The organism is Isoptericola sp. NPDC056618 (assembly GCF_042792715.1).
GTDB classification, from domain to species: domain Bacteria; phylum Actinomycetota; class Actinomycetes; order Actinomycetales; family Cellulomonadaceae; genus Isoptericola; species Isoptericola nanjingensis.
The window spans coordinates 324,290-348,161 of sequence record NZ_JBHTVZ010000001.1 but is presented as its reverse complement, the minus strand read 5'-3'; the positions used below and the strand labels follow the sequence as shown (position 1 = coordinate 348,161).

The window sequence follows — 23,872 nt, the reverse complement described above, 5'->3', positions numbered from 1 at the left end:
GGAGGGAACGGGGAGACATGGTCCGCAGCGGTGGAGACCGGCACGTCACGGACGTGCGCCGACGCAACACGCTCAGCTGCATCGAGGTGCTGCGCGGCAGCAAGGCGACGACGCTGACGGCGCTCGCGAAGGACACCGGGCTGTCGCGACCCACCGTCGAGTCGATCGTCGCCGAGCTCGTCGAGCGTGGCCTGGCCCGCGAGGTCTCCGGGGTGGAGGAGGGCGCGGTCGGGCGTCCCGCACGGCGGTACGCCTTCGCGGCCGACGCGCGGTACGCGGTCGGCCTCGACCTGGGCGTGCACTCCGTGACCGGGATGCTGGCCGACCTGGCGGGGCAGGTCCGCGCCGTCGTGCGGCGCACCGTGGACGGCCCCGTCGACGGTGTCGAGCGCCTCGAGACGGCCCGCGCCGTGCAGCGCGAGCTCCTGGACGCGGTCGGGGCGCCGCGGTCGCGCGTCGCCGCCCTGGCGGCGGCGGTGCCCGGCATCGTGGACGGCGAGCGGGTCCGCCTCTCGCTGCCGATCCCCGACTGGACCGGCGTCAACCTCGCGGGCCGGCTCTCGACCGGCGGCGAGCACCCGGTCGTCGTCGAGAACGACATCAACATGGCGGCCCTGGCCGAGCACGCCCTGGGTGCGGCCCGGCTCGCGGACGACGTCGTGCTGGTGCAGCTGGGCTACCGCGTCGGCGCGGCGCTCGTGCTCGGCGGGCAGGTCTACCGCGGGAACCGGTTCGCCGCGGGCGAGGTCGGGGACTTCGAGTGGATGGGCTGGGACGGCTGGCTCGAGGGCAGCCTGCTCCGGGAGATCGAGGAGGCGGGCGGCGCCGAGCAGGTCGCGCTCCGCGCCCAGGAGGGCGACGGCGCGGCGCTCGGCCTGCTCCAGCAGTACGCGCGGCGCGTGGCCCCCGGCGTCGCGACGCTCGCCATGGTCGCGGACCCGGAGTGCGTGGTGCTCGGCGGCGGCCTGTCCCGCGCGGGCGAGCTGCTCCGGGCGCCGCTGCAGGAGGAGGTCGACCGGCTCGTGCGGCCGCGTGCCGCGGCGTCGCTGGTGACGTCCGCGTTCGCGTCGGACGGCGCGGCCCTCGGCGCGCTCGTGCGGGCCCTGGAGGTCGGGTCGCGGGACGTCTACGGCAGCAGCGACGTCGCGGCTCCGCCGCTGAGCGCCGCGGAGCCGGGGGTCTCCCTCGCGGAGGCGCTCGCCGCCGCCACGCCGTCCTCGGCGCCGGCCACCGTGGCGGAGGCTGTGGACGACGCCGAGGGCCCGGAGCAGCCGCGGGCGGCGGAGGTCCGCGAGCCGCTGCGGGTCGCGGTGGTCGGGGTCGGCGCGCGCGCCGGGCTCGCACGATGGGTGGGCCGCACGGGCGTCCCGGCCCGCGTCGTCGAGGCGGTGGACGTCGACCCCGCGGGCCGCGCCCGCGCGCAGGAGCTGTTCGGCCCGGGCACGGCGTTCGCGACCGACCACCGCGGCCTGGTCGGCCGGGCGGGCACGGCGGCCGGCGTCGACGCGGCCTTCGTCTGCACCCCCGACGACACGCACGCCGACATCGCCGAGGACCTGCTGCGCGCGGGCGTCGCCGTCTATCTCGAGAAGCCGCTGGCCACCACCACCGAGGACTGCGACCGCGTCCTCGCGGCCGCGGTCGAGACCGGCACCAGGCTCTACGTGGGCCACAACATGCGGCACATGGCGGTCGTGCGGACGATGCGGGACGTCGTCGCCCGCGGCGAGATCGGCGACGTGCAGGCCGTGTGGTGCCGGCACTTCGTCGGGAACGGCGGCGACTATTACTTCAAGGACTGGCACGCCGACCGCGCGCGCAGCACGGGGCTCCTGCTGCAGAAGGCCGTGCACGACATCGACGTCATCCACTGGCTGGCCGGCTCCACGACGCGGGACGTCGTCGGGATGGGCGACCTGCAGGTCTACGGGCGCGTGACGGACCGCGCGGACCGCACGGGGCAGCTCATGACCGACTGGTTCTCCTACGACAACTGGCCGCCGCTCGAGCAGACGGGGCTGCACCCGACGATCGACGTCGAGGACACGTCGATGATGCTCATGCGCCTCGACAACGGCGTGCTCGCGAGCTACGAGCAGTGCCACTTCACGCCCGACTACTGGCGCAACTACACGGTGATCGGCACCCGCGGCCGGCTCGAGAACGTCGGGGACGGCGACGGCGCCTCGGTCCGGGTGTGGAACCGCCGCACGTCGTGGTCCGAGCACGGCGACGTCGAGCACCCGGTGCACGCGGCCGGCCCGGGCCACCAGGACGCCGACCGGCTCACCGTGGACGAGTTCCTGCGGCACGTGGCCGAGGGCGCGCCGATCACCACCTCGCCGGTGATGGCCCGCGACGCCGTCGCGACGGGCATCGCCGCCACCGTCTCGCTGCGCGCAGGGTCCGCGCCGCAGCGTGTCCGACCCGTGACCCCCGAGGTCGCGGCCCACTTCGACGACGACGTCGACCCCGCGGCACCGACGCCGCGGACCTGAGAGACCCATCAACCCGAGGAGCACCCCGATGAAGCATCTCCTGCGCAGCGCGTCCCTCGCGGGCGTCGCGGCCGTGGCACTGACGCTCTCCGCGTGCGGGGGCGGCGGCGACGCCGCCGAGGACAGCGCCGAGGTCGCGCCGACCGACGCCCAGGCCGAGATCACGTACGCGATCTGGGACGAGAACCAGAAGCCCGCGATCGACCAGAACATCAAGGACTTCAACGAGACGTACCCGAACATCAAGGTCACCGTGGACCTGACCCCGTTCCAGCAGTACTTCACCAAGCTGCAGACGCAGGGGGAGTCCCGGACGCTGCCCGACGTGTTCTGGATGAACGGCCCGAACGTCCAGCTCTACGCCGCGAACGACCTGCTCCAGCCGATCACGGGCCTGGTGGACGCCGGCGAGATCGACCCGTCGAAGTACCCCGACGCCCTCAACCAGCTCTACTCGTTCGAGGACACGCAGTACGGCGTCCCCAAGGACTTCGACACCGTCGCCCTCTGGTACAACAAGGCGCTCTTCGAGAAGGCCGGCGTCGACCTCCCCACCGACGACTGGACGTGGGACGAGTTCCAGGACGCGGCGGGCGCGATCTCGGACGAGCTCGCCGACCAGGGCGTCTACGGGGTGGTCTCCGAGATCAACGGCATCGGCCAGAGCAGCTACTACAACACGATCCTCCAGGCCGGCGGACAGATCATCTCGGACGACGGCACGACGTCCGGGTACGACAGCCCCGAGGCCGCCGAGGGGCTCCAGCTGTGGGCCGACCTCATCGCCGACGGGGCCGCGCCGACCCTCCAGCAGATGTCCGACACCAAGCCGAACGTGTGGTTCGGCTCCGGCAAGGCGGCGATGTTCTGGTCCGGCAACTGGTCCGTCGCGGAGATGAAGGACTCGCCGAACAAGGACGACTTCGGCATCGTCCGGCTCCCCGCCGGGCCCGAGCGGCGCGCCACCGTCATCCACGGCGTCGGGAACGTCGTCGCCGCGGACAGCGAGAACAAGGCGGCCGCCAACGCCTTCCTGGCCTACCTCGGCTCCGAGGAGGCGCAGCGCACGCAGGCGGAGATGGGCGTGGCGAACCCTGCCTACACCGGGACGCAGCAGGCGTTCGTCGACTCGGTCCCGAGCTTCGGCATCGACGTCTTCATCGACTCGGCCGAGGACATGGCCTTCCCGTACCCGATCTCGCAGAACACGGCGGCGTGGAACGCGCTCGAGACCGAGCTGCTGCCGCAGGCGCTCTCCGGGGAGCGCCCCGTCGAGGAGGTCGCCCAGGAGCTGGCCGACGCCATGAACGAGGAGCTCGCGAAGGAATGACCTCCGTCGACCGATCCCCCCGGGCGGGCGTCGTCGCTCCCGCCCGGGGCTCCGCCCCACGCACCGCGGCCGGGGGCACCACGCCCCGGGGCCCCCGGCGCGGGTACGACGGCTGGTGGCCCGTCCTCTTCGTGCTGCCCACGATGTTCGGCGTGGTCCTGTTCTACCTGTGGCCGATCGTCCAGACCGGCTACTTCAGCCTCACCGAGTGGGGCGCCTTCGGCGGCCAGACGTGGGTGGGGCTCGAGAACTACCAGCGCCTCGCCCGCGACCCCGACCTGGGGACCGCCGTCGTGAACACGCTCGTCTACACCGCGATCGTGCTGCTCGGCATCCCGATCGCGATGTTCGTCGCGAGCCTGCTGCACCGGCCCGGGATGCGGTTCACGGCGTTCTACCGGGTGCTGTACTTCATGCCCTACGTCGCGATGCCGACGGCCGTGGCGATGGTGTGGCGGCTGATCTTCAACGGCGACTTCGGGATCCTCAACCAGGCGCTCGCCGTGGTCGGCATCGACGGCCCGTCGTGGACCTCGACGCCGGGTTTCGCGCTCGTCGCCGTGTCCGTCGTCGGCCTGTGGACGTCGCTCGGCTTCGCCATCATCATCCTCTCCGCCGGGCTGCGGACCATCCCGCCGGAGCTCTACGAGGCGGCGTCGCTCGACGGCGCCTCGGCGTGGCGGCAGTTCCGCTCCGTCACCGTCCCGCTGCTGACCCCCAGCGTCTTCTTCGTCACCGTCATCACGGTCATCAACGGCTTCCAGCTGTTCGACCTGCTGTACGCCCTCATGGGCCAGGCCAACCCGGCGATGCGGCAGACGCAGTCCCTCGTCTACCTCTTCTACAACGAGGCCTTCCTGCGCAACGACAAGGGCTTCGCCGCCGCCATCGCGATGGTGATCCTGCTGATCGTCGGCGCCGTCACGCTGCTCCAGTTCCGCATGCAGAGGAGGTGGGTCACCTATGCCTGACGCGACCCTCACGACGACGGCCCCCGCGGTCGCCGGACGGCCGGCGGCGCCGCGTCGCCGCACGTCGCGCCACGGCTCCAACGCCTGGGCGCACGTGCTGCTCGCCCTCGGCGGCGTGGTGATGGTGTTCCCGTTCGTGTGGCAGCTGCTCACGTCGCTGTCCACGAACGCCCAGGTGATGAGCGTGCCCCCGGTGTTCTGGCCGGGGGAGCTGCAGTGGGGCAACTACGCCGAGGTGTTCTCCAAGCTCCCGTTCCTCCAGGAGTTCTGGGTCTCGGTCTCCATCACCGTGGCGCGCACGGTGGGCCAGCTCGTGCTGTGCTCGATGGCGGGCTACGCGTTCGCGCGCATGCGGTTCCCGCTGCGGGGCGTGCTGCTCGCGCTCGTGCTGTCCATCCTCATGGTGCCGTCGCAGGTGTACCTCATCCCGCAGTACCAGATCATCAACGGGCTCGGCTGGCTGAACACGGTGGCCGGCATCGCCGCCCCCGGCATCTTCAGCGCGTTCGGCACGTTCCTCATGATGCAGTTCTTCCGGGGCGTGCCCGACTCGCTCGAGGAGGCCGCGCGGCTCGACGGCGCCAACCCGTTCCAGGTCTTCTGGCGGGTCATGCTGCCGCTGGCCGGGCCCAGCCTCGGCGCGCTGACGATCATCACCGTCCTGTGGTCCTGGAACGACCTCCTGTGGCCGCTCGTCGTCTCGACCCGCGCCGAGAGCATGCCGCTCGCGGCCGGCATCGCGACGTTCGCGGGGCGCACCACCACCGACTACACGGTGATGATGGCGGCCAGCGCGCTCGCCATGGCGCCCATCCTCCTGCTCTTCGTCGTCATGCAGCGCCGTGTGATCGACGGTCTCGCCCATTCCGGACTCAAGTAGGGAGCACGATGACTGCCGCAGAGCCTTCCCCTGCCCTCACGGTCGGCCTCGTCGGCGCGGGCGGCATCGCCCGGGCCCACGCGCCGGCGTGGCGCGCCCTCGGCGCGGACCTCGTCGTCCACTCGACGGACGGCGCCGCCGAGCTCGCGGCCGCGCACGGCGGACGGGTCGTCGCCGGCCTCGACGAGCTGCTCGACGTCGCGGACGTGGTCGACGTCGTGACCCCGACGCCGACCCATCTCGAGGTGGCGTCGGCCGCCCTCGCGGCCGGGCGCCACGTCCTGTGCGAGAAGCCGCTGGGCCGCACGTCGCGCGACGCCGTCGCGATGCTCGACGCCGCCCGCGCCGCGGACCGGCAGCTCTACCCGGGGCACGTCGTGCGGTTCTTCCCGGAGTACGCGCTGATGCGCCAGGCCGTGCGGTCCGGCGAGATCGGGGCGCCGGCGGTGCTGCGGTTCGCGCGCGGCGGCATGTTTCCCGCGTGGTCTCCCTGGTTCGCGGACGACGCGCAGTCGGGCGGCGTCGTGCTGGACCTGATGATCCACGACCTCGACCTCGCCCGGTGGGTCGCGGGCGAGGTCACGAGCGTGCACGCCACGCGCCGGTCCCTCGAGGAGGACGGGGCCCCGCACACGCTCGCCCACGCCGTGCTCACCCACGCCGGCGGCGCGATCAGTCACGTGCGGGGGCTGTGGGGGGCGCCGCACACCACCTTCCGGACGTCGTTCCACGTCGCCGGGGACGCCGGCACGCTGCGGTTCGACTCGGCCGAGGCGGCGGGGGTGCGGTCGGACCTCCCCCCGGTCCCGGCCGGAGGGCAGGACCGGCCGGCCCCCGCCGCCGGAGAGAGCCCGTACCTCACGGAGATCCGGGAGGTCGCCCGGGCGTTCGCGGCGTCCCCGACGTCGTTGGCGCCCGACGACCCGCGCCACCCGCGGGTGAGCGCCGTCGACGGCGTGATCGCCGTCGAGATCGCCGAGGCGGCGCTCGCCTCCGTCGCGTCCGGGGAGCCCGTCGCCCTGGACACCGCCGCCCGGGCCCGCGCCCTGGCCGACCTCGAGACCACCGGGAGCCGAGCATGACGCCCACCCCGGCCCCGCTGCGGGTCGCGATCCTGTCGTTCGCGCACGTGCACGCCGCGTCGTACGTCGCGCTGCTGCGCGACCGGCCCGACGTCGAGCTGCTCACCGCCGACCCCGACGCCGCCACGGCCCCGGCAGGCGAGCTCCGCGGGGCCGCGTTCGCCGCGGAGCACGGCGCCGCCTACGTGGACACCTACGCCGAGGCGCTCGCCTGGCGGCCCGACGCCGTCGTCGTGTGCAGCGAGAACTCCCGGCACCGGGACGTCGTGCTCGCCGCCGCGGCGGCCGGCGCGCACGTGCTGTGCGAGAAGCCGCTCGCGACCCGGGTCGAGGACGCGGAGGAGATGGTGGCGGCGTGCGACGCCGCCGGTGTGCGCCTCATGACGGCCTACCCCGTGCGGTTCAGCCCCGAGTTCGGCACCCTGCGCGGGCTGGTGGCGTCGGGCGCGCTCGGCACCGTGCTCGGCGGGACGGGGACGAACAACGGCAAGGTGCCGGCGGGCCGTGCCTGGTTCACCGATCCCGAGCTGGCGGGCGGCGGGGCGCTCGCGGACCACGTGGTCCACCTCGCCGACCTGCTCGACGCGCTGCTCGGGGAGGAGCCGGTCGCGGTGCGCGCGGTGAGCAACCGCGTCCTGCACGGGGGCGACCCGCACGTGCGTGCCGAGACCGGCGCGCTGGTGAGCATCACCTACGCCGGCGGCGCGGAGGTCGTCGTCGACTGCTCGTGGTCCGTGCCCGACGGCGCGCCCACGTGGGGCGGCCTGACGCTGCAGGTGGTCGGCACCGGAGGCACGGTCGAGATCGACCCGTTCGCGGCGCACGTCGGCGGGCTCGTGGCGCAGGGGACGAGGCAGGCGTGGCTCGGGTTCGGCGAGAACCTGGACGCGCTGATGCTCGAGCACTTCCTGGGGTGCGTCCGCACGGGAGAGACGCCGGGGCCGGACGGGCAGGTCGGGCTGCGCACGCTGCGCGTCGTCGCCGCGGCGCAGCGCTCGGCCGCCGAGGGCGGTGCGGTGGTGCGGCTGGGGGCGTGACACGACGAGGCCGGGGCACGTCCGTGCCCCGGCCTTCGTCCTCATGCGGTGGTCGTCAGCGCTCGACCTCGCCGCGGATGAACGCCTCGAGCTGGGCGCGGCCCGCGGTGTCCTCCATCTGCACGGGCGGGGACTTCATGAAGTAGGTCGACGCCGAGAGGATCGGGCCGCCGATGCCGCGGTCCAGCGCGATCTTCGCGGCGCGGACGGCGTCGATGATGATGCCGGCGGAGTTGGGGGAGTCCCACACCTCGAGCTTGTACTCCAGGTTCAGGGGCACCTCGCCGAACGCGCGGCCCTCGAGGCGGACGTACGCCCACTTGCGGTCGTCGAGCCACGCGACGTAGTCCGACGGGCCGATGTGGACGTTGCGGTCCTCCTTCTTGCCGCCGAGCGGGCCCTCGAGGTTCGAGGTCACCGCCTGCGTCTTGGAGACCTTCTTCGACTCGAGGCGGTCGCGCTGCAGCATGTTCTTGAAGTCCATGTTGCCGCCGACGTTGAGCTGGTACGTGCGGTCGAGCACGACGCCGCGGTCCTCGAACAGCTTGGCGAGCACGCGGTGCGTGATCGTGGCGCCGACCTGCGACTTGATGTCGTCGCCGACGATCGGCACGCCGGCGTCCTCGAACTTCTTCGCCCACTCGGGGTCGGAGGCGATGAAGACGGGCAGCGCGTTGACGAAGGCGACCTTCGCGTCGATCGCGCACTGCGCGTAGAACTTGTCCGCCGCCTCGGAGCCGACGGGCAGGTAGGAGACGAGGACGTCGACCTTCGCGTCCTTCAGCGCCTGCACGACGTCGACCGGCGCGGCGTCCGACTCGTCGATCGTGGCGGAGTAGTAGTCGCCGAGACCGTCGAGGGTGTGGCCGCGCTGGACGGTGACGCCGGTGGGCGGCACGTCGGCGAACTTGATCGTGTTGTTCTCGGAGGCGTGGATCGCCTCGGCGAGGTCGAAGCCGACCTTCTTCGCGTCGACGTCGAACGCCGCGACGAACTCCAGGTCACTCACGTGGTAGTCGCCGAGCTGCACGTGCATGAGGCCGGGGACGGTGTCGGTCGGGGCGGCGTCGCGGTAGTAGTGCACGCCCTGGATCAGGGACGATGCACAGTTTCCGACACCGACGATGGCAACGCGGACGGAGGTCATCCTCGCTCCTTGTTTCTCTGGGCCGGGGCGTCCTGCACCCCGGCGCTGTGGTCGCGGGCGCGGCCGAGAGCACGGTCGCGTTCCGTGGTGATGAGTCCGTCGAGCCAGCGCACCTCGCGCTCGACCTGTTCGAGCCCGTGGCGCTGCAGCTCGAGGGTGTACTCGTCGAGCCGCTCGCGGGTGCGTGCGGCAGACTCTCGGACCGCCTCCAGCCGCTCGGTGAGCCGGGTTCGCCGGCCTTCGAGGATACGGATGCGGGTCTCGGCGTCCGTCTGCGCGAAGAACGCGAAGCGGACGTCGAAGTTCTCGTCCTCCCAGGCGGCCGGGCCGGACGACGCGAGGACGGTCTGGAGGTGCTCCTTGCCGTCCGCGGTCAGCCGGTACACGATCCGCCCGCGCCGGCCCGACAGCGGTGCCTTGCCCGAGGACCTGGCGCCGGCCTGCCGGGATCCCGACGCCCGCGCCGCGGGGGCCGGGGCCTCGCGCTCCGTGGTCTCGATGAGACCGCGCGCCACGAGGGACTTGAGTGCCGGGTAGAGGGTGCCGTAGGAGAACGCGCGGAACGAGCCGAGCAGCAGGTTGAGCCGCTTGCGCAGCTCGTACCCGTGCAGCGGGGCGGAGTTGAGCAGGCCGAGGATGGCCGTCTCGAGCACCACAGACCTGCTGCGCACGAGCGTTCCCCTTCCCGTCTGTCCCGATGCTGCTGCCGACCCGTCGTCACGACGTATCGAGTCGATACATCGCGAGAATAGGACTCGTCGACATGGTCGTGCAACGGGAAGCGGCGGCGCGTCAGGTCCGCGCAGTTGTGAAGGTTCCGCGGAGCGCAGGCCAGAGGGCTGGGGACGGCTGGGGCCGAACCGTCGCCCCGGGCGCTCGAGGCTCCCGTCGGCCCTACGGCATCGCCTAGTGTTCCCTGTGGTCCGCAGGCCGGCGCGCCGTACGAGCACGACGCCGGTCCCGCACGACGAAAGGCTTGACGTGGCGAGGAGACGTCGCTTCTGGAACTACCCGCGCCCGCGCAAGGGCCCGGTGCAGCGCTGGCTGCCGTCCTGGCGCGTCGTCGTCGGCACCCTGCTCACCGGGACGGCGCTGGGCGCCGGTCTGTTCGTGGCCGCGTGGAGCACGACGACGATCCCGAAGAACCTCGACGAGGTGAACAACCAGGCCACGACCGTCTACTGGGCGAACGGCAAGCCGATCGGGCAGTTCGCCGAGCAGAAGCGCGAGCTCGTCGAGCTCGGCGACCTGCCGGCCTACGTCGGGAACGCGGTCGTCGCCTCCGAGGACGAGACGTTCTGGACCAACAACGGCATCGACGTCAAGGGCATCGCGCGCGCCGCGTACAACAACGTCACGGGCGGCGGGCGCCAGGGCGCGTCCACGCTGACGCAGCAGTACGTCGAGCGGTACTACCTCAACACCGAGGACTCGTACGCGGGCAAGGCCCGCGAGGCGATCATCGCGCTCAAGGTGGCCCAGACCCAGCCCAAGGAGCAGGTGCTCGAGAGCTACCTCAACACCATCTACTGGGGCCGCAACACCTACGGCATCCAGGCCGCGTCGCAGGAGTTCTTCGGCAAGGACGCCAAGGACCTCACGCCGTCCGAGGCCGCGATGCTCTCGGGCATCATCCCGTCGCCCAACAACTGGGACCCGTCGGTCGACCCGGACCGGGCCAAGGAGCGCTGGGAGCGCAGCATCAACCGGATGTACGAGCAGGGGTACATCACCAAGGACGAGCGGGCGAAGGCGGAGTTCCCGAAGTTCAAGAAGAAGAAGGAAGCCACCAACACCTGGGGCGGCCAGAAGGGCTACCTCCTGGCGCAGGTGCGCAAGGAGCTCGTCAGGTCGGACAGCAACCCTGACGGCCCGCTCGAGTCCGAGCAGGAGCTGGAGACCCGCGGGCTCAAGATCACCACGACGATCGACCAGAAGCTGCAGAAGACGGCCGTCGCCGTCGAGAAGACGCTGCACGAGGACGGCACCTACGGCAAGGCGAACAAGAACGTCCGCATGTCGCTGGTGTCGATGGACCCCCAGACCGGCGCCGTGAAGGCGCTGTACGGCGGCCCGGACTACGTGAAGCAGTCGCTCAACACGGCGACGCAGGACGTCGTGCAGGCAGGCTCGACGTTCAAGCCCTTCACGCTCATGGCGGCGCTCGAGAACGACTACACGCTCGAGGACACGTTCGACGGCAACTCGCCCCACGTCTTCCCGGACATCAAGGGCGACGACGGCAAACCGTGGTCGCCGGCGAACTTCGGGCTGCAGGACTACGGCCGGGTCAGCCTGGCCGACGCGACGGCGCACTCCGTGAACACGGCGTACGCGGAGCTCAACGTCGAGAACGGGCCCGAGAAGACCGTGGACGTCGCGCACCGGGCCGGCATGCGCGACTCCGAGAGCTACCCGATCGAGGCCGTGCCCTCCAACGTGCTGGGCACCGCGTCCGTCTACCCGATCGACCTCGCCCGCGCGTACTCCACGATCGCCGCAGGCGGCTTCCGCACGACGCCGCACATCGTGGCCAAGGTCGAGACGCTCGACGGCACCGTCCTCTACGAGGGGCCGCAGGAGCAGGAGAAGGAGTTCGACGCGGACGTCACGACGGCGGCCACCTACGCGATGACCAAGGTCGTCGAGGAGGGCTCGGGCAGCACGGCGCAGGAGCTCGGTCGCCCCGTGGCGGGCAAGACCGGTACGTCGCAGAACAACCGTTCGGCGTGGTTCGCCGGCTTCGTGCCGCAGCTCACGACCGTCGTCGGCCTGCGCCAGTACGAGACGCTCGACCTCGAGGCGGGCAAGATCTCCGGCCAGGCCGAGATCGACGGCTTCGGCGAGTGGCAGGAGATCACCGGTAGCACCTGGCCCGCCCGCGCGTGGACCGACTTCATGCAGGTCGCGACCGAGGGCATGGACGTCGAGGAGTTCCCGGAGTACGTGCCGGCCCAGCCGACCTTCACCCCGTCGCCGACGCCGAGCGAGACCGAGGAGGAGAAGGTCACCGTGCCGGACCTCGTCGGTCAGGACGTGGCGAAGGCGACCCAGGAGCTGCAGGGGCTGGGGCTCGTGGTGCGGACGCAGGCGCGGGACAGTGACGAGCGCAAGGGCCAGGTGCTGGAGATGTCGGGCGTGGGCCAGGAGGTGCCCGTGGGCACCACCGTGACCGTCGTGGTCTCGACCGGGCAGCCGGACAAGCCCGAGCAGGTGGCCGTGCCGAACGTCGCCGGGTTGAGCCTCGAGGAGGCCCGGAACCAGCTCTACGGCGACACGCTGAACCCGTCGCCCCAGGCGAAGGAGGAGTTCAGCGACTCGGTCCCGGAGGGCACGGTCATCGGGACCGACCCCGGCGCCGGCCAGCCGGTCGACCCCGGGTCGAACGTGACGATCATCGTGTCCAAGGGCCCCAAGAACCAGGAGCCGGACCCGACCGACTCCCCGACCGATGACGGCGGGGGCGGCAACGGGAACGGCAACGGTAACGACGGCGACCCGCTCGGCATCATGGGCACCGACGATTGACCGATTTCCGGGACGCCCGCACCGGCGGGTATCCTGGTCGACTGGCTGTGCCCACCACCCCGGACCGTTCCGGGGTGGCGCGCGGCCGACGCACGCAAGAACCCTCCTGTCACGGAACGACCGTGACCGCTGAGACCAGAGGAGGTGGGTTGAACACATGCGTCAGTACGAGCTGATGGTGATCCTGGACCCGGAGGTCGAGGAGCGCACCGTGGCCCCGTCGCTGGACAAGTACCTGACGGTCATCTCGACCGAGGGCGGGTCCGTCGACAAGGTCGACATCTGGGGTCGTCGCCGCATGGCGTACGACATCAACAAGCGTTCCGAGGGCATCTACGCCGTCGTCGACTTCACCTCGACGCCGGCCACCGCGAAGGAGCTGGACCGCCAGCTCGGCCTGAACGAGGCCGTGCTGCGCACCAAGATCCTGCGCACCGACGCCCGCTGAGACCTGAACCGAAACTCTGCTCCCGTCGCGGGCGGCGGCCACGTCGAAGGCGTGGATGTCACAGCCCCGTGATGGGATCCCCTCACGACTCTCGGACGAACGAAGGAGCATGGCATGGCTGGTGAGACCGTCATCACGGTCGTCGGAAACCTGGTCGCGGACCCGGAGCTGCGCTTCACCCCGTCAGGGGCTGCCGTCGCCAACTTCCGCATCGCGTCCACGCCGCGCACGTTCGACCGCCAGACCAACGAGTGGAAGGACGGCGAGGCGCTGTTCCTCGCCTGCTCGGTCTGGCGCGAGGCCGCGGAGAACGTGGCGGAGTCGCTGACGAAGGGCATGCGCGTCATCGTGCAGGGCCGTCTGACTCAGCGCTCGTACGAGACCCGCGAGGGGGAGAAGCGCACCGTCGTGGAGCTGCAGGTCGACGAGGTCGGCCCGTCGCTGAGGTACGCCTCGGCGAAGGTCACCCGCGCCCAGCGCTCGGGCGGCGGCGGCTTCGGCGGTGGCGGCGGCAACCAGGGGGGCGGCTACGGCGGCCCCCAGGGTGGCGGCGGCCAGCCCGGCGGAGGCTTCGGTTCTTCCGGCGGCGGTCAGAGCAACGACCCGTGGGCCACGGCCGGTCCCGCCTCCTCCGGTGGCGGGTTCTCGGACGAGCCCCCGTTCTGATCGGCGCCAGTCCCCAGATCACCCGTCCTCCGACGTCGGCCCCGGCCGGCGCCTCGTGAGGACAGCACCTGTGAAGGAGCAACACCATGGCGAAGCCTGTGGTGCGCAAGCCCAAGAAGAAGGCCAACCCGCTCAAGACGGCCAAGATCGAGTCCGTCGACTACAAGGACACCGCGCTGCTGCGCAAGTTCATCTCCGACCGCGGCAAGATCCGCGCGCGTCGCGTGACCGGCGTCTCCGTCCAGGAGCAGCGCCAGATCGCCCGTGCGGTGAAGAACGCCCGTGAGATGGCGCTGCTGCCGTACTCGTCCTCGGCCCGCTGACCGGAAGGATCACTGAATCATGTCGAAGCTGATCCTGACCCACGAGGTCACCGGTCTCGGTGAGCCTGGCGACGTCGTCGAGGTGAAGGACGGGTACGCCCGGAACTTCCTCATCCCGCGCCGTCTGGCCACCCCCTGGACCAAGGGCGCCGAGTCCCAGGTCTCCGCGATCCGCAAGGCCCGCAAGGCCCGCGAGATCGCCACGCTGGACGAGGCCAAGGCGGTGGCCGACTCGCTCGCCGCCAAGACGGTCGTCGTCACGGCGAACGCCGGCGAGTCCGGCCGCCTGTTCGGTGCCGTCACCACCGGTGACATCGCCGACGCGGTCGTGGCCGCCGAGGGCCCGCAGGTCGACAAGCGCAAGATCGAGATCGGCCAGCCGATCAAGACGACCGGTGAGTACACCGTGTCGGTGCGCCTGCACCCCGAGGTCTCCGCGAAGATCGCCGTCAAGGTCGTCGCCGGCTGAACGCCTGACGCCTGACGGTCGAAGGCCCCGGCCCCCGCGAGGGGGTCGGGGCCTTCGTCGTACCTCCCGTCAGACGGTCAGGGCAGCGGCTTCAGGTCGACGTCGTAGACCGTGGTCTGCCCGGCGACGATCTGGGCGGTGCGGACGGTCGGGACGAACCCGTTCGCCGCGACGACCAGCTGGAGCGGCCCGTTGGCCCTGGGCATCCAGTACCCGTACGTGCCGTCGGCCCCCGTGACGAGGGTCTTGTCGTAGGCCTTGCCGTCCAGGTGCACGACGGCGCCGTCCAGCGGCCCGCCGTCCCCGGTCACCGTGCCGGTGACCTTGCCCCACCCGGTCGGTGCCTTCACCGTCATCAGCGCTGCGACGGTGGGTGCCTCGTACGGGGTGTCCCCGGCCGCGGTGATCGTGGCCGAGTACGCCCCGGGCTGCTCGACCGCGGCGGTGAGGGTCACCGCGGCCTGCACGGACGCCCCCGGCGCGAGGGTGACCTCCGGCGGCTGGACGTCCAGCCACTCCAGGCCACCCCCGCCTGCCGCCTCGCCCGACACGTTCATGACGATGTGCATCCCGGCGTACCCGATGTCCGCCGTGTCGGTGGGCTCCGGGAGGTCGCAGGCCTCCGACCGCAGGTACGACGGCGCCGTCTGGCCGGCGTCGTTGGACCCGATGAAGAACCAGCCGCCGGCCGGCACGTCGATCTCGACGACCAGCGTGCCGTCCTTCGGCACCTCGCCCTCGACCGGCACCGAGACGACCGTGCCGCCGGCGCTGGTGCCGACCGTCGCCTCCGCGCTGCCGATCTTCGTCATGTTGGCGTAGGTCAGCGACCCGTCCAGCGTGTACAGGTTCACGGTCAGCGGCTGGGCGACCCGGGCGGCCTCGACGGCGAACGACACGTTCTTCACGTCGAACGTGCCGTCGATGCCGAAGTCGCTCAGCGTGAACGTGCGCAGGTAGGCGTTGTCCTGGGTGGTCACCTGGTTGGTGCACGCCACCGAGTTGTTGGCCACGACGTCCTGCGACGCCGAGTGGGTCAGGGTCGTCTCGTCGAGGGGGACGGCCGACAGGGCGGGGGAGACGGTGCCCGCCTTCGCCCCGGACGTCGCCAGGCCGCCCTGCTTCCCGTCCGACGTGCCCAGGCCGGGACCGGCGGGTGTCGTCGACCGCGGCACGGTGGTGTCGCCGGTGACGTGGCTGATCACCGCGCCGTCGCCGCCCGTCGCGCCGAGCAGCTCGAAGCCGCCCTGCCCGGCGCCGAGGGAGACGTCCACCGGCTCGGTGCCGGTGTTGGTCACCCGGAACGCGCGGCTGGCGGTGGCGCCCATCCCGATCGAGGCGGAGACGCTCTCCTTGTTGACCTCGAGCCGGCCGGCGCCGAGCGCGACGTTCCGTGTCACGACCTGGCCGTCCTCCGTGAGCGCCGCGCTGCGGGTGGCGCTCGCGTACGCGTCCTTCGCGTAGGTGAGGCCGTACCGCTCCAGCGGGAGCCGGGCGGCGTAGGTGCCGTCCGCGCCGGTGGTCACGACCTCCTCGTCGCCGTCGTCCTTCGACGTGATGGTGACGGTGGCGCCCTCCAGCGGCTCGTTCGTGTTGCCGTCGCGCACCGTGCCGGCCACGGACCCCATGCCGGCCACGTCGTAGGTGACGGACAGGCCCTCGGCCACGGCCGGGGTGTTGTACGAGAACTGCGACGCGACCGCGCCCGCCGCGTTCTCGATGCCGATCGTGGCGGAGTCGCCGCGCGCCGTGGCGGTGTCGGTGACGGGGCCGTAGCCGAGGGTGACCCGGCCGTCGGCGAAGAGGGTGGCGGAGAAGTTGACCCGGTCGGTCTCGGGCCGGTACTTGCGCACGTTGCGCCACTCGACGACGAAGGCGTCGACGCCGTCGACCGTCGTCGTGCCGGTGTAGACGGCCGACTCTGCGTCGACGTTGAGGTCGTCCCAGAAGGGGTAGACCGCGGCGTTGGGTGCGGCCGCGCTCGGGAGCGCGCCGTTCGTCAGGCTCGTCGACGAGGCGAGGAAGTTCAGGAACCCGTTGGTCGACACGTACGCGGTGTCGTACGTCTCGCCGTAGAACGGGAAGCCGAACGGCAGGTCGACCGACGCCGCCTTGTCGTCGCCGGTGAGGGCCAGCAGCGTGTCGCCGGTCGCGACGCCGGCGTTCCCGGTGGAGCAGTAGTACCCGTAGGCGTCGATCAGCCGCTTCAGGGCGGCGTCGACGGACTCGTCGCCGTCCACCACGACCTCCTTGCTGAACGGCTCCGCGCACGTGCCCGCCGAGACGGTCAGGGTGTACGTGCCGTCGGGCACGCCGGAGATGGCGTAGGTGCCGTCCGCGCCGGTCGTGACCGGGTCCAGCGGGCCGGAGAGGGCGACGACGGCGCCCGGGGTGGGCGACCCGTCCTTCTCCGTGACCGTGCCGGAGACGGTGCGCGTGGGCGCCCGCTCCAGCGTGATCGGCAGGGTGAGGGTCTCGTCCACGACGACGGCGACGTCGGCCGGCGAGGAGGCGAGGAAGCCGAAGGCCTGGGCGCTCACCGCGTAGTCGCCGACGGCGAGCTCGGCGGTGAAGGCGCCGTCGTCGCCCGCGGTGACGGTGCGGTCGCGGTCGCCGTCGAACGTCACCTGGGCGCCGGCGACGGGGGTGCCGTCGGCGGCGGTCACGGTGCCGGTGACGATCCCGGTGTCGCCCACGGGTGCGGCGTCGAGCAGGGCCATGACGTCGAGCTTGCCCTCGCCCCACACGTTGTTGTCGTCCGCGGTGCCGCCGCACGTCGTGTCGTCGACGTCGACCGCCGCGCCGTCGAGCAGCGCCTGCGTCTCCTCGATCTGGCCGACGAGGCTCGGAGCCGCGCTCCACAGCAGCGCGATCGCGCCCGCGAGGTGCGGGGCGGCCATCGACGTGCCGTTGTAGGCCGCGTAGCCGTCGCCCGGGACGGACGAGCGCACGTTGACGCCGGGGGCGGAGATGTTCGGCTTTGTCCCGCCGTTCTCCCCGGTGCCGCGCGACGAGAACGACGCGATCGCACCGGAGGAGTCGAACGCGCCGACGGCGTAGGTGGCCTCGTTCGCGCCGGGCGACGACGTGGACCGGCAGCCCGGCCCTTCGTTGCCCGCCGACCAGGTGCCGAAGATGCCGGCGGCCTCCCACGCGGCGATCTCCTCGGCCATGAAGTCGTCGATGGCGCCCGACGCGTCCAGTCCCCAGGAGTTGTTCACCACCTGGGGACGCTTGCTCGGGTCGGGGTCGCTGCCGTCGGTCCTGGTGGGCGCGAGCACCCACTGCCCGGACTCGAGCAGGTCCGCGTCGGAGCAGGTGGAGCAGCCGTTGGCCGCGATCCAGTCCGCGCCCGGCGCGACGCCGATCTGGTTGCCGGCGCCGTCGTCGCCCACCATGGTGCCCATCGTGTGGCTGCCGTGGCCGTCGGTGTCGCAGGGGGAGCCACCGGCGCAGGCGTTCGACGAGTCGAACCAGTTGTAGTCGTCCACCACGCTGCCGTCGGCCTGCAGGCCGCGGTAGTGCGGCGCGAGCGCGGGGTGGTCGCCCTGCACGCCCGAGTCGATGTTGGCGACGGTCACGCCCTCGCCCGTGTACCCGAGGGCCCACGCGTCGTCGGCGTTGATGGCCCGGAGCCCCCACTCGGCGGACTGCGTGCCGCGGACGGGGGACTTGGTGCGCTCGACCGGCTCGACCAGGTCGAACGTCTGCGGTGCGGAGATCGCCTCGACCTCGGGGGACGCCGCGAGCGAGGTCGCGAGGGCGGCGTCGCCGTCGCGCACCAGGATGCGGTTGGTGATCCAGAAGGACTCGTGGGCGACGCCGGCGGCGTCGAGCTCCTTCAGGAGGCCGGCCTGCGCGTCGTCGGCGACGGCGGTGAGGGTGTCGTAGACGTACCGCCCGCGGTCGTCCCAGTCGGCGATGTCCTTCGCCGCGCGCAGGTCGGCCGTGTCGGCGAGGTCGAGCCAGAAGTCGGCGGGGCCGGCGTCGAGGTCCTTCTCGACGGCGGCCCCGATCTTGTCCGCGGGGTCGGGGACGTCGGCGGACGGGGCGAGCGGCGGGCCGTCGTCGGCGAACGCCGGCGCGACCCCGACCGCGGACGTGGCGAGGAGGGCGACGGCCGCGCTCGTCGCGACCCACCCCCTCCTGGTACCGGTCGATCTCGTTCGCATCGATCTCGTGCGGATCGGTGAGTGCACGCTTCCTCCAGGTGAGGGAGCCCCCGGGTCCGGGGGCGTCGTGACGGGCGCCCGGTCGGGGCCCACCCTCCAGCCCATCCGGCGTTCCTCCGGCGGACAAGGACGGTCGGCGGCCAGTTTCCGGTCAACCCGGGGGCAGGTCCGGGTCGGTTCCGGGGCGTCGTCGGCGGGCGGTTCCCTCTGAACTCTGATAGGCACCTGGGTAAACGATGTCCGCTCAACGATGTCCGCGAACCTGCCCGGAGCGCGTCGGACGGAGGACGGCTATGCCCCCCAAGAACGTGGTCGAGCCGGTCGGCGGTTACGTGCTCTGCATCGGGCTGCCGCTGCAACGGGTGGGCGAGGTGGCCCGCCTGCTGCGCGGACGGGCGGCCGTGATCGCGACCGCCGACACCGACGGCGCGCGGACGCTCCTCGGCCCGCCCCCGCCCGCGGTGCTGCCCGACGACGAGGCGCCGCACACGCTCGAGGTGCACGCCCGCGCCCCCGCCCCGCCGTCCGGCGAGGTCCCGGTCGTCGCCGTCGCGCCGGACCACGACCGGGCGCGGCGGATCGTGCTCGGCGCGCTCGAGGTCGACCTCGCGGCGCGCGAGGTCACCGCGGGGGGCGTGCCCGTGCACCTGTCGATCCGGGAGTTCGACCTGCTGGTCGTGCTCGCGTCGGCGCCGGACCGCGTGTGGTCGTTCGCGGAGCTCACCAGCACCGTGTGGCGGACCGGCTACCTGGGTGACCCGGACCCGGTGGTGTCCGCCGTGAAGCGGCTGCGCAAGAGGCTGCGCGTGCTGCCCGAGCTGCGCGTCTCGTCCGTGCGCGGCATCGGCTACCGGCTCCTGGTGCCCTCGTGACGGCGGCGCGTCACACGGCGTTCACCGGACGGACCGACGGCGTCACGCGCCCGTGACCATCCAGCGGTCGCCGCGGGCGCGCAGGCCCGTCGTGAGGGCGCGGGCGAGCATGAACACGCCCGCGAACGCGCCCCACAGCCACGCCAGCCCGATCGCGCCGTCGGGCGCCCAGGCGCGCACCGCGAGGGCGAACGGGACGTAGACCACGAGGGTCAGCATCCCGGCCCAGGCGAGGAAGCGGCCGTCGCCGGCGCCGATGAGGACGCCGTCGAGCACGAACACCCAGCCCGCCATCGGCATGAGCACGCCCGTGACGACGAGACCGGCGGTGATCGCGACGCGCACGTCGGGGTCGGACGTGAACAGCGGGGCGATCCACCAGCCGGAGACGGCGAACACGACGCCGATGACGACGCCGGCGCCGACGCCCCACTGCAGCGAGCGGCGCAGGACGGCGCGCACCCGCCCCACGTCGCCGGCCCCGAGGCCGTGCCCCACCAGCGCCTGGCCGGCGATGGCGAGCGCGTCGAGGGCGAACGCGGCAAGTCCCCACAGGCTGTTGACGACCTGGTAGCCGGCCAGCGCCGTCGCGCCCAGGCTGGTCGCGACCGCGACGGTGAGCAGGATGGCGAGGCGCAGCGACGCCGTCCGGACGAACAGCGGCGCGCCGGCCCGGGCGTTGGCCCAGATGCCCGCGTGGTGCGGCCGCAGCGACGCGTGGTGGCGGCGGGCGCCGCGCACCACGACGACCGTGAGGACCGCTCCCATGCCGAGCTGGGTGGCGGCGGTGCCGATGGCCGAGCCCGCGATCCCCAGCCCAGCGCCGTACACCAGGACGACGGACAGGATGGCGTTCACGACGGCGCCCGTCGACGCCACCCACAGGGGGGTGCGCGTGTCCTGCAGGCCGCGCAGCACGCCCGTGGAGGCCAGGACCACGAGCATCCCCGGCAGGCCGAGCAGCGACCAGCGCAGGTAGGTGGCCGCATAGCCCGCGATGTCCGCGCCGGCGCCCATCGCCCCGACCGCCCAGTGCGCCCCGACGGCGAGCACCGCGGCCAGCACGACGCCCAGCCCGAGGGCGAGCCACATGCCGTCGATGCCGGACTGGAGGGCGTCGCGGGTGCGGCCCGCGCCGACCAGGCGGGCGACGGCGGCCGTGGTGGCGTAGGCGAGGAACACGCACAGCCCGACGAGCGTGACGAGCAGCGTGGACGCGACGGACAGGCCGGCGAGCTGCGCGGTGCCGAGGTGGCCGACGACGGCGCTGTCGACGAGGACGAACAGCGGCTCGGCGACGAGGGCGCCCAGCGCGGGCAGCGCGAGGGCGAGGATGTCGCGGTCGATGCGGCGTCGGTCACCCCTGTGGTCGCCCCTGTGGACAACCTTGTGGGCGGGGTCGGCGGGCGGGTGACCCTCCGGCGGCGTCGGTGAAGGAGGGGTGGCGCCGGGGTGTCCGGCGTCTGGATCCGGGGTGCGGTGCACCTCACCCAACTTTCTTCTCCTCCACAGCCTGAGGGTAACGTCGTCGCAGGTCAGGGACCTGCCGAAAGTTGTACACAGCCGATATCCCCAGTTGTGCACATGTCTGTCCACCGCCCGTGCACAGCCTGAGGCGCATATCCACAGGCCCGTCCACACCTGTGTCCACACCGTCGATTGCGCACGGTCGCGGGCGCGCCTAGCGTCGTCCGCGGTGTCAGAGGGCCACGGTAGAACGTGGACCTGACAGCGGGAGTCGATGTCCGGTGACGGACCGGACGCCGGCGACGGCGGGGGAGCGGGGTGAGCATGTCGATCGAGGAGCTCGAGGCGGGCTATCAGGGGGCGTCCGGCGCCACCTTCGACCGCACACCTCCTCAGGACGTCGCCGCCGAGATGAGCGTGCTCGGCGGCATGCTGCTCTCCAAGGACGCCATCGCCGACGTCGTCGAGCAGATCCGCGGCAACGACTTCTACCGGCCCGCGCACGAGGCGGTCTACGACGCCATCATCGACCTGTACGGCCGCGGCGAGCCGGCTGACGCCATCACCGTCGTCGCCGAGCTCACCAAGCGCGGCGAGCTCGCCCGCGTCGGCGGCGCCCCGTACATCCACGACCTCATGGCCGGCGTCCCCACCGCCGCCAACGCCGGCTACTACGCCCGCATCGTGCAGGAGCGGGCCGTGCTGCGCCGCCTCGTCGAGGCCGGCACCAAGATCGTGCAGCTCGGCTACGCCACCGACGGCGGCGACGTCGAGGGCATCGTCAACACCGCGCAGGCCGAGATCTACGCCGTCACCGAGCGCAAGACCTCCGAGGACTACCTGCCGCTCGCCGAGATCATCGGCGGAACGATGGACGAGATCGAGGCCGCCGGCAACCGCGGCGAGGGCATGGTCGGCGTCCCCACCGGCTTCGCCGACCTCGACCGGCTGACCAACGGCCTGCACCCCGGGCAGATGATCGTCATCGCCGCGCGACCGGCCATGGGCAAGGCCCTGGCGCTCGACACCCCGCTGCCCACGCCCCACGGCTGGACGACCATGGGCGACGTTGCCGTGGGCGACGAGCTCATCGCGGCGGACGGGACACCCACGCGCGTCGTCCGTGCGACCGAGGTCATGACCGGCCGGCCCTGCTATGAGGTCGTCTTCGACGACGGCACCACCATCGTCGCCGACGCCCAGCACGAGTGGTCGACGAGCACACGCGCCCAGCGGCGGAAGGTGCATCATGGGCAGGCGCCTGAGTCCGAGATCCGGACGACGGAGGAGATCGCCGGATCGTTGCTCTGCGCGACGGCGGATCGTCGGGCGAACCACTCGATCGCGACGGCAAAGGCTCTCGATCTTCCCGACGCAGACCTTCCGCTCCACCCGTACGTGCTCGGGGTGTGGCTCGGTGACGGACACTCGTCGTCCGCACGATTCACGTCGGCGGACCCCGAGATCCCGATGCGGATCGAAGGACTCGGCTACGTCGTCGGCGAGCGGATGTCGGTTCCGGGTGCGGCCAAGCTGTACCAGCTGCAGCTGCAGCTGCCCGGTGACGGCCCGGTCTCCACACGACGCTGCGTCGTCTGCGGCACCGAGTTCGTCCCCAAGCTCGCTCACGTCAAGACGTGCGGACGTTCCTGCGGAGGCAAGTCGTCTGCAGTGTCGCCGCGATCTGCTGCGCCGACCTGCTCGGACTGTGGTGGGCCGAGCTCGGGTCATCGCCGGTGCATGGAGTGCTACGAGCATCACGGCAGCGTTCCAGCGATCCTGCGGACCCTCGGGGTGCTGGGCGACAAGCACATCCCTGACGAGTACCTCCGTGCCAGCGAGTCTCAGCGGCGCGAGCTGCTGGCCGGACTGCTGGACACCGACGGCACCGTGAACCGAACCGGAAGCCCGCAGTTCACCGTGACCAGCCGGAGGCTCGCCGAAGGGTTCCGCGAGCTGGTCCACAGCCTGGGCTACCGCACCGGCTGGTGGGAGAGGGCGGTTCGCGGCAGGAGTGCCGGATCGTCGGTCGCCTACACGATCACCTTCACCACCGACGACGAGGTCTTCGGACTCGAGCGCAAGCGCCTCGTGCACAAGGAGCGCCGTCGGCCTTCGACGGCTAAGCTCACGTCGCGGTTCGTCGTCGAGGTGCGGCGTATCGACTCGGTGCCTGTGCGCTGCGTGGAGATCGAGCACTCCTCGCACCTGTACCTCGCGAGCCGGTCGATGATCCCGACGCACAACTCGACCCTGGCCATCGACATCGCTCGGGCGGCGTCGATCAAGCACGGTCAGTCGTCCGTCGTGTTCTCGCTGGAGATGAGCCGCAACGAGATCACGATGCGTCTGCTGTCCGCGGAGGCGCGCGTCCACCTGCAGAAGCTGCGCAACGGCTCCATGGGCGAGGACGACTGGCAGAAGGTCGCCAAGGTGATGGGCCGGGTCTCCGAGGCGCCGATGTTCATCGACGACTCGCCGAACATGTCGCTCACCGAGATCCGCGCCAAGTGCCGACGGCTCAAGCAGAAGCACGACCTCAAGCTCGTCGTCATCGACTACCTGCAGCTCATGACCTCTGGCAAGAAGGTCGAGTCGCGACAGCAGGAGGTCTCCGAGTTCTCCCGTGCGCTCAAGCTCCTGGCCAAGGAGATCGGCGTCCCCGTCATCGCGCTGTCGCAGCTGAACCGTGGTCCCGAGCAGCGGCAGGACAAAAAGCCGGCAATGTCGGACCTTCGCGAAAGTGGCTCTATAGAACAGGATGCAGATATGGTTATCCTTCTGCATCGCGAAGACGCATACGAAAAGGAATCACCGCGAGCGGGCGAGGCTGATCTTATTGTCGCCAAGCATCGAAACGGCCCGACCGACACTATCACCGTGGCTTTCCAGGGCCACTACTCACGGTTCGTCGATATGCAGTCCTGATCGCCGGTTTGTCGACGTGCAGGCGATCCCTCAGAATCTTACAAATATGCTTCA

General features: G+C 71.7%; 17 protein-coding genes. 13 read left to right on the top strand and 4 right to left on the bottom strand.

Annotated features, from left to right (window positions below):
* The first annotated feature begins 17 nt into the window (after positions 1-17).
* From ACFQ8T_RS01655 to ACFQ8T_RS01630, 6 genes are read left to right on the top strand one after another with little or no spacing between them, the layout of a single operon-like run.
* Positions 18-2,498 (top strand): ROK family protein, encoded by a 2,481-nt coding sequence (locus tag ACFQ8T_RS01655; protein WP_430544829.1) that lies wholly within the window; start codon positions 18-20, stop codon positions 2,496-2,498.
* Positions 2,499-2,526: 28 nt separating this feature from the next.
* A complete protein-coding gene (locus tag ACFQ8T_RS01650) occupies positions 2,527-3,828 on the top strand; it encodes an ABC transporter substrate-binding protein (protein WP_430544828.1) in 1,302 nt (433 codons plus the stop codon).
* Positions 3,825-4,799 carry a carbohydrate ABC transporter permease gene (locus ACFQ8T_RS01645; protein ID WP_430544827.1) on the top strand — a complete coding sequence of 325 codons (975 nt, stop codon included), beginning with the start codon at positions 3,825-3,827 and terminating at the stop codon, positions 4,797-4,799. Before ACFQ8T_RS01650 ends, ACFQ8T_RS01645 begins: the two co-directional genes overlap by 4 nt.
* Positions 4,792-5,679: a carbohydrate ABC transporter permease gene (locus ACFQ8T_RS01640; RefSeq protein ID WP_430544826.1), complete on the top strand. Its 888-nt coding sequence runs from the start codon at positions 4,792-4,794 to the stop codon at positions 5,677-5,679. The genes ACFQ8T_RS01645 and ACFQ8T_RS01640 overlap by 8 nt, the downstream gene beginning before the upstream one ends.
* An 8-nt stretch (positions 5,680-5,687) precedes the next feature.
* On the top strand, positions 5,688-6,761 hold the full coding sequence (locus ACFQ8T_RS01635; RefSeq protein ID WP_430544825.1) for a Gfo/Idh/MocA family protein: 1,074 nt from the start codon (positions 5,688-5,690) through the stop codon (positions 6,759-6,761).
* On the top strand, positions 6,758-7,798 hold the full coding sequence (locus ACFQ8T_RS01630; protein WP_430544824.1) for a Gfo/Idh/MocA family protein: 1,041 nt from the start codon (positions 6,758-6,760) through the stop codon (positions 7,796-7,798). The genes ACFQ8T_RS01635 and ACFQ8T_RS01630 overlap by 4 nt, the downstream gene beginning before the upstream one ends.
* A 55-nt stretch (positions 7,799-7,853) precedes the next feature.
* Here the strand turns inward: ACFQ8T_RS01630 and ACFQ8T_RS01625 are convergent, their stop codons facing one another.
* Together ACFQ8T_RS01625 and ACFQ8T_RS01620 are read right to left on the bottom strand one after the other, a co-directional pair.
* Positions 7,854-8,945: an inositol-3-phosphate synthase gene (locus ACFQ8T_RS01625; protein ID WP_430544823.1), complete on the bottom strand. Its 1,092-nt coding sequence runs from the start codon at positions 8,943-8,945 to the stop codon at positions 7,854-7,856.
* Entirely contained in the window at positions 8,942-9,616 is a 675-nt protein-coding gene (locus ACFQ8T_RS01620; protein ID WP_430544822.1) for a helix-turn-helix transcriptional regulator, read from the bottom strand. Before ACFQ8T_RS01620 ends, ACFQ8T_RS01625 begins: the two co-directional genes overlap by 4 nt.
* 310 nt (positions 9,617-9,926) lie before the next feature.
* Between ACFQ8T_RS01620 and ACFQ8T_RS01615 the strand changes: the two genes are divergently transcribed.
* The 5 genes from ACFQ8T_RS01615 to rplI all read left to right on the top strand — a co-directional run bounded on the left by ACFQ8T_RS01615 (position 9,927) and on the right by rplI (position 14,379).
* Entirely contained in the window at positions 9,927-12,473 is a 2,547-nt protein-coding gene (locus tag ACFQ8T_RS01615; RefSeq protein ID WP_430544821.1) for a transglycosylase domain-containing protein, read from the top strand.
* Positions 12,474-12,630: 157 nt separating this feature from the next.
* Positions 12,631-12,921, top strand: coding sequence for a 30S ribosomal protein S6 (gene rpsF / locus ACFQ8T_RS01610; RefSeq protein ID WP_429762829.1), 291 nt, complete (start codon positions 12,631-12,633; stop codon positions 12,919-12,921).
* A gap of 114 nt (positions 12,922-13,035) precedes the next feature.
* On the top strand, positions 13,036-13,587 hold the full coding sequence (locus tag ACFQ8T_RS01605) for a single-stranded DNA-binding protein (RefSeq protein WP_430544820.1): 552 nt from the start codon (positions 13,036-13,038) through the stop codon (positions 13,585-13,587).
* Between the two features lie 86 nt (positions 13,588-13,673).
* Positions 13,674-13,910: a 30S ribosomal protein S18 gene (rpsR, locus tag ACFQ8T_RS01600; RefSeq protein WP_100422261.1), complete on the top strand. Its 237-nt coding sequence runs from the start codon at positions 13,674-13,676 to the stop codon at positions 13,908-13,910.
* Between the two features lie 19 nt (positions 13,911-13,929).
* Positions 13,930-14,379 (top strand): 50S ribosomal protein L9, encoded by a 450-nt coding sequence (rplI, locus tag ACFQ8T_RS01595; protein ID WP_429762831.1) that lies wholly within the window; start codon positions 13,930-13,932, stop codon positions 14,377-14,379.
* Positions 14,380-14,456: 77 nt separating this feature from the next.
* On the opposite strand, the gene ACFQ8T_RS01590 is transcribed toward rplI, so the two are convergent.
* Positions 14,457-18,551: a carboxypeptidase regulatory-like domain-containing protein gene (locus tag ACFQ8T_RS01590; RefSeq protein ID WP_430544819.1), complete on the bottom strand. Its 4,095-nt coding sequence runs from the start codon at positions 18,549-18,551 to the stop codon at positions 14,457-14,459.
* Between the two features lie 293 nt (positions 18,552-18,844).
* On the opposite strand from ACFQ8T_RS01590, the gene ACFQ8T_RS01585 reads away from it, so the two are divergent.
* Positions 18,845-19,423: a winged helix-turn-helix domain-containing protein gene (locus ACFQ8T_RS01585; RefSeq protein ID WP_430544818.1), complete on the top strand. Its 579-nt coding sequence runs from the start codon at positions 18,845-18,847 to the stop codon at positions 19,421-19,423.
* 42 nt (positions 19,424-19,465) lie between these two features.
* On the opposite strand, the gene ACFQ8T_RS01580 is transcribed toward ACFQ8T_RS01585, so the two are convergent.
* Positions 19,466-20,770 (bottom strand): MATE family efflux transporter, encoded by a 1,305-nt coding sequence (locus ACFQ8T_RS01580; protein WP_430545084.1) that lies wholly within the window; start codon positions 20,768-20,770, stop codon positions 19,466-19,468.
* A gap of 444 nt (positions 20,771-21,214) precedes the next feature.
* Here ACFQ8T_RS01580 and dnaB point away from each other — a divergent pair, with 444 nt between their 5' ends.
* Complete coding sequence (gene dnaB, locus ACFQ8T_RS01575) at positions 21,215-23,818, top strand: replicative DNA helicase (protein ID WP_430544817.1); 2,604 nt, start codon at positions 21,215-21,217, stop codon at positions 23,816-23,818.
* Positions 23,819-23,872: the final 54 nt, after the last annotated feature.